At 72.7% G+C, this 6,601-nt stretch carries 5 protein-coding genes; 4 read left to right on the forward strand and 1 reads right to left on the reverse strand.

Going from position 1 to position 6,601, the window contains the following annotated elements; translation table 11 throughout:
• The first annotated feature begins 1 nt into the window (after position 1).
• Genes iolC through ACZ6I1_RS12675 form a run of 4 tightly spaced genes read left to right on the forward strand, consistent with a single transcriptional unit; the run spans position 2 to position 5,291 of the window.
• Positions 2-961: a 5-dehydro-2-deoxygluconokinase gene (iolC, locus tag ACZ6I1_RS12660; protein ID WP_469286250.1), complete on the forward strand. Its 960-nt coding sequence runs from the start codon at positions 2-4 to the stop codon at positions 959-961.
• 7 nt (positions 962-968) lie between these two features.
• A complete protein-coding gene (iolB, locus tag ACZ6I1_RS12665) occupies positions 969-1,913 on the forward strand; it encodes a 5-deoxy-glucuronate isomerase (RefSeq protein WP_469286297.1) in 945 nt (314 codons plus the stop codon).
• Entirely contained in the window at positions 1,910-3,778 is a 1,869-nt protein-coding gene (gene iolD, locus ACZ6I1_RS12670; protein WP_469286253.1) for a 3D-(3,5/4)-trihydroxycyclohexane-1,2-dione acylhydrolase (decyclizing), read from the forward strand. The genes iolB and iolD overlap by 4 nt, the downstream gene beginning before the upstream one ends.
• 13 nt (positions 3,779-3,791) lie before the next feature.
• A complete protein-coding gene (locus ACZ6I1_RS12675) occupies positions 3,792-5,291 on the forward strand; it encodes a CoA-acylating methylmalonate-semialdehyde dehydrogenase (protein WP_469286254.1) in 1,500 nt (499 codons plus the stop codon).
• A gap of 100 nt (positions 5,292-5,391) precedes the next feature.
• Here the strand turns inward: ACZ6I1_RS12675 and ACZ6I1_RS12680 are convergent, their stop codons facing one another.
• Positions 5,392-6,426, reverse strand: a complete 1,035-nt coding sequence (locus ACZ6I1_RS12680; RefSeq protein WP_469286256.1) for a WxL protein peptidoglycan domain-containing protein — start codon at positions 6,424-6,426, stop codon at positions 5,392-5,394.
• Positions 6,427-6,601: the final 175 nt, after the last annotated feature.

Below are 6,601 nucleotides of genomic sequence, written 5' to 3' on the forward strand. Positions count from 1 at the left end.
GGTGAGCGGCGACGGGTTCGGGTTCGACCTGATCACGATGGGGCGGATCGGGGTGGATCTCTACCCGCTGACGACGGGCGTACCACTGGCGGAAGCGGACACCTTCGGCAGGTTCCTGGGCGGCTCCCCGGCGAACGTGGCCGTGGCGGCCGCCCGGCTGGGGCGGCGCGTGGCGCTGATCAGCCGTACCGGCGCCGACCCCTTCGGCACGTACCTGCGCTCCGAGCTGCGGGAGTTCGGGGTCGACGACCGGTGGGTGGCCGAGGTCGCCGGCCGGCCCACCCCGATCGCGTTCTGCGAGATGTTCCCGCCCGACCGCTTCCCGCTGTACTTCTACCGGCTGCCCAAGGCACCGGATCTGGAGATCGAGGCCGAGGAGCTGGACCTGGAGGCGGTCCGGCGGGCCCGGGTGTTCTGGATGACGGGCACCGGCCTGAGCGAGGAGCCGAGCCGCACGGCCACGCTGGCCGCCCTCGAAGCCCGCTCGAAGTCCGGTACCACCGTCTTCGACCTCGACTGGCGGCCGATGCTCTGGCGCGAGAAGCCCGGACCGTCCTACGAGCGGGCACTGGCCCTGGCGACGGTGGCCGTCGGCAACGCCGAGGAGTGCGAGATCGCCACCGGCGAGTCGGAGCCGTACGCGGCGGCGCGGGCACTGCTCGCCGCCGGAGTGGAACTGGCGGTGGTCAAACGGGGCCCCGAGGGCGTGCTGGCCGTCCACCGCGACGGGACGGCGGCGGAGGTCCCGCCGGTTCCCGTCCAGGTGGTGAACGGGCTGGGCGCCGGGGACGCGTTCGGGGGCGCGCTGTGCCACGGCCTGCTCGCCGGATGGGACCTGGAGGCGGTCATGCGGTACGCGAACGCGGCCGGGGCGATCGTGGCGTCACGGCTGGCGTGTTCGACGGCCATGCCGTTCTCTCACGAGGTGGAGGAGGTGCTGGGCCGTGCCGGTGGTGTCTGAGTGGGGCATGGAATGGACGAGGCTGATCGTTCTGGAGCTGGAGCCGGGGGAGGTGTACGCGCACCGGTGCGGGGATGCGGAGTGGATCGTGCTGCCGTTGTCGGGTGGGTGCGAGGTCCGCTGCGCGGGCTCCGCCGAGATGGCTGAGGTTGCCGGGGTTGCGCGCAGCGCAATTCCAGCCCCGCCGGCGTTTGAGGCGCGGGGTCCGGGGCGGAGCCCTGGGAGCGGACCGCAAGTCTTCGAACTGCACGGACGGGCAGGGGTGTTCCAGGGGACCACCGACTTCGCCTACCTGCCCAGGGGCGCGCACGCGCAGGTCACCTCGGCAGGAGGCGGACGCTTCGCCCTCGCGGGGGCACGGTGCGACAACGTGCTGCCGGCCCGGTACGGCCCGGCCGGGGCCGTGCCCGTGGAGCTCCGCGGAGCGGGCCAGTGCTCCCGGCAGGTCAACAACTTCGCCGCCGCGGGCCCCGCCGGCTTCGCGTGCGACCGGCTCATCGCCGTCGAGGTGCTCACCCCCGGCGGGAACTGGTCCTCGTACCCGCCCCACAAGCACGACGAACACCACCCCGGCGAGGAGTCCCGGCTCGAGGAGATCTACTACTTCGAGATCGCCCCGCACGGGGACACCCCCGGCCTCGGCTACCAGCGCGTCACGCCCTCCCCGGCCGGGAAGACCGACGTCCTCGCCGAGGTGCGGACCGGCGACGCCGTGCTCATCCCGGACGGCTGGCACGGGCCCTCCATCGCCGCCCCCGGCCACGACATGTACTACCTCAACGTGATGGCCGGTCCGGGCCCGACCCGCGAGTGGCTGATCCGGGACCACCCCGACCACGGCTGGATCCGCGCCACCTGGCCGGGCCAGGCCATCGACCCCCGCCTGCCCTACCCGCAGACACATCAGCAGACTGCCCCCCAGACACACCCGCAGACGGAGGCACCCCGATGAAACTCACCGTCGCGCAGGCCCTCGTCGCCTTCCTGGCCCGCCAGTACACCGAACGCGACGGCCGCCGCCACCGGCTCATCGCGGCCACCTGGGGGATCTTCGGGCACGGGAACGTGGCGGGCATCGGCCAGGCCCTCCTGGAGACCGGCCCCCGCTCCATGCCCTTCCTCCAGGGGCGCAACGAACAGGCCATGGTGCACGCCGCCGTCGGGTACGCACGCCAGAGCGGCCGGCTCTCCGCGCACGCGGTGACCACCTCCATCGGGCCCGGCGCCACCAACCTCGTCACCGGCGCCGCCCTCGCCACCATCAACCGGATCCCGGTGCTCCTGCTGCCCGGCGACACCTTCGCCACCCGGCCCGCCGACCCCGTCCTCCAGCAGCTGGAGGTCCCCTATGCCGGGGACCTCTCCGTCAACGACGCGCTGCGCCCCGTCTCCCGCCACTTCGACCGGATCACCCGCCCCGAGGCCCTGGTCCCGGCCGCCCTCCAGGCCATGCGCGTCCTCACCGACCCCGTCCAGACCGGGGCCGTCACCCTGGCGCTGCCGCAGGACGTGCAGGCGGAGGCGTACGACTGGCCCGAGGAGTTCTTCGCGGAGCGCGTGTGGCGCGTGCGCCGGCCCCGGCCCGACCGCGCCGAGCTGGCCGCGGCGGCCCGGGCCGTACGGTCGGCCGCGCGTCCGCTGATCATCGCCGGGGGCGGGATCCGGCACAGCGGGGCCCAGGCGGCCCTGGCCGCGTTCGCCGAGGCCACCGGCATCCCGGTGGCCACCACCCAGGCGGGCAAGGGCGTGCTCCCGTACGACCACCCCGCCGAGGTCGGCGGGGTCGGGCACACCGGGACGGCCACCGCCGACGACCTGGCCCGGGAGGCGGACCTCGTCATCGCCGCCGGGACCCGGCTGACCGACTTCACCACCGCCTCCGCGACCCTCTTCCAGAACCCGGCCGTCCGGTTCATCGGCCTCAACCTCGACCCGTACGACGCCCACAAGCTCGCCGCGCTGCCCCTGGTCGCCGACGCGCTCGAGGGGCTCGGCGAACTCCGGGAGGCGCTCGCCGGCCACCGGGTGGATCCCGCGTACGAGGCGGCGTACGGGCAGCGGAAGACGGACTGGGAAGCCCGGGTCGACCGGGCCTTCGCCGCCCCCGACGAGGACCTGCCGCCCACCCAGGCCCAGGTCCTCGGGCTGCTCGACGCCCTCGTCGACGACACCGACATCCTGATCAACGCGGCCGGTTCGCTCCCCGGCGACCTGCACAAGCTGTGGCGGGCCCGCTCGGCGGACCAGTACCACGTGGAGTACGGCTACTCCTGCATGGGCTACGAGATCCCGGCCGCGATCGGGGTCGCGCTCGCCGCACCCGGCCGCCCGGTGTGGGCCCTGGTCGGCGACGGTACGTACCTGATGAACCCGACCGAGATCGTCACGGCCGTCCAGGAGGGCATCCCGGTCAGGATGGTCATCCTCGACAACCACGGCTACGCCTCCATCGGCGGCCTGTCGGGGGCGGTGGGCGGCGAGGGCTTCGGCACCGCGTACCGCTTCCGGGGGCCCGACGGCACGTACACGGGTGAGCCCCTCCCGGTGGACCTCGCGGCGGGCGCGGCCTCCCTCGGGATGGCCGTGATCCGCGCCCGAACCGTACGTGACCTGCGTGAAGCCCTCGCGGAGGCCCGCTCGGCGGACCGTCCCACATGTGTCTACACACAGACCCGAACGCCCGACACTGTGTCGGGCCCGCCCCCCGCACAGGCGTGGTGGGATGTTCCTGTGGCCGAGACCGCGACCCGCAAGGCGGCGGCCGAGGCCCGTGAAGAGTACGACCGGCAAGCCGCGCAGCGACGTCGCCATCTGTGAAGGAGCAAGGCACATGAAGACCGTCAACCACTGGATCGGTGGCAAGACCGTCGAGGGCGCGTCGGGCAACTACGGCCCGGTCACCGACCCGGCCACCGGCGAGGTCACCACGCAGGTCGCGCTCGCCTCGGCCGAGGAGGTCGACACGGCCGTACAGGTCGCCAAGGAGGCCTTCGCGACCTGGGGCCAGTCCTCGCTGGCCGCCCGCACCAAGGTGCTGTTCGCCTACCGCGCCCTGCTCGACGCGAACCGCGACGCCATCGCCGAGCTGATCACCGCCGAGCACGGCAAGGTGCACTCGGACGCGCTGGGCGAGGTCGCCCGCGGCCTGGAGATCGTCGAGCTGGCCTGCGGGATCACCACGCAGCTCAAGGGTGAGCTGTCGACGTCGGTGTCCCACCGCGTGGACGTCTCCTCGATCCGCCAGCCGCTGGGCGTGGTCGCGGGCATCACCCCGTTCAACTTCCCGGCGATGGTGCCGATGTGGATGTTCCCGCTGGCCGTGGCCTGCGGGAACACCTTCGTCCTCAAGCCGAGCGAGAAGGACCCCTCCGCCTCCAACAAGCTGGCCGAGCTGATGAGCGAGGCCGGTCTGCCGGCGGGCGTGCTCAACGTGGTGCACGGCGACAAGGTCGCGGTGGACGCCCTGCTGGCCCACCCCGACATCGCGGCCGTCTCCTTCGTGGGCTCGACCCCGATCGCCCGCCACATCCACACCACCGCCTCCGCCAACGGCAAGCGCGTCCAGGCGCTGGGCGGCGCCAAGAACCACATGCTGGTGCTCCCGGACGCCGACCTGGACGCGGCCGCCGACGCGGCCGTCTCCGCCGCCTACGGCTCGGCCGGTGAGCGCTGCATGGCGATCTCCGCCGTCGTGGCGGTCGGCTCCATCGCCGACACCCTCGTCGAGAAGATCCGCGAGCGCGCCGAGAAGATCAAGATCGGCCCCGGCAACGACCCGACCTCCGAGATGGGCCCGCTGATCACGGCCGCCCACCGCGACAAGGTCGCCTCGTACGTGAAGGGTGCGGCCGCACAGGGCGCGGACGTGGTCCTGGACGGCACCGGATACACGGTCGAGGGCAGCGAGAACGGCCACTGGATCGGCCTGTCCCTGCTCGACAACGTGAAGACCGACTCCGACGCCTACCGCGACGAGATCTTCGGGCCGGTGCTGTGCGTGCTGCGGACGGAGACCTACGAGGAGGGCGTCGCCCTCATCAACGCCTCGCCGTTCGGCAACGGCACCGCCATCTTCACCCGGGACGGCGGCGCCGCCCGCCGCTTCCAGCTGGAGATCCAGGCGGGCATGGTCGGCGTCAACGTCCCCATCCCGGTGCCGGTGGGCTACCACTCCTTCGGCGGCTGGAAGGACTCCCTCTTCGGCGACCACCACATCTACGGCAACGACGGCATCCACTTCTACACGCGCGGCAAGGTCGTCACCACCCGCTGGCCGGACCCCGCGGACGCCCCGGCCGGCGTGGACCTGGGCTTCCCCCGCAACCACTGACGCCCTGCGTCCATTCGGCGTCCCCCCGGGTCCGCCCGAAGACACGGAACCCCCGGCCAACCCTCACCGGCCGGGGGTTTCCGCCGTCCCGCGGCGCAGGTCAGCGGCTGTGGGCCAGGTCCCGGGCGGGGGCCGGGCCGCTCCGGGACGCGCTGCGGCGGCGGAGGGCCCAGAGGGTGAGGGCCGCACCCGTCAGGACCAGGGTCGCGCCCGCGGCGGGCCACGGCACGGCGACGAAGTCCGCCGAGGACCGCGAGGCGAGGTCGGGGTGGGCTGCGGCGCCGGCCGTGATGGTGAGCGTCACCCAGTCCAGCTGGGGGGCGTCCGGCCAGGGCTCGGTGAGTTCGACCCGCTGGCCGGGCAGGAGGCTCAGCTTCAGCTCACGGGCCGGGCGGCTGAGCACCTCGCGTCCGAACAGGCCCTCGGCGGAGAACGCCACCTTCGGTTCGACGACCACGTTGCCCCGGTTGACCAGGGCGTACGAGACCGTGGCGCGGGCGTTCTCGACCCAGGGCAGCAGCGGCGCCGAGCGGTTGACCCGTACGTCCTCCACGCTCAGGCCCGGGGTGAGCGGTCCCGGCACCCGGAAGTACAGCCGGGCGCCCACCGAGCGCTTCACCCCGACCTGCACCTTGCCCTCCTGCTGCACGCCCTCCACGGCGGTGTTCAGCGCCACGATCCCGCCGACGTGGTCGCCGGGCGTCGCGTCCGCCGGGACCTTCACCGTGAACGGGAGGTCCTTGCGGCCCTTGGCCGGCACGGTCACCGTCGTCGCCGTCTCCGGCGGGAGCCCGATCCACGCGCCGACGTCCTTCGGCTCGCTCTCCACGGGCATCAGGGCGAAGGCGCCGCCCGCCGGGGTGTTCACCGCGTCGGCGGCGAAGACCTGGAACGTCAGTTCCTTGTCGGAGGAGTTCAGGATCGTCACGCTGTCCTGGACGGTGGTCCCGGCCGCGCCCTGGTGGAAGAAGTACGCACGGTCGGTCATCGCCGCCCCGGCCGCGGGCGTCGGGAAGACCCCCCAGGTGCCGTTGTCCGCCGCCGTCGCGGGGCCGGCGGGGAGCAGGCCCGCGCCCAGCAGCAGGCCGGCGAGCAGACCGTACAGAGCGGTGCGGATGCGGATGCGGGTGCGCATGGGCGGGCTTCTCCAGTCGGCGCGCAAAGGGGGAAGGGGTGGTGGGGGGGGGGGGGGGGGGGGAAAAAAAAAAAAAAAAAAAAAAAAAAAACAAAAAAAAAAAAAAAAAAAAAAAAAAAACCCCCCCCCCCCCCACAACCCACAAAACCCCCCCCAACAGAGAAAAAAAGGAAAC

The organism is Streptomyces sp. NPDC046303, assembly GCF_055588085.1.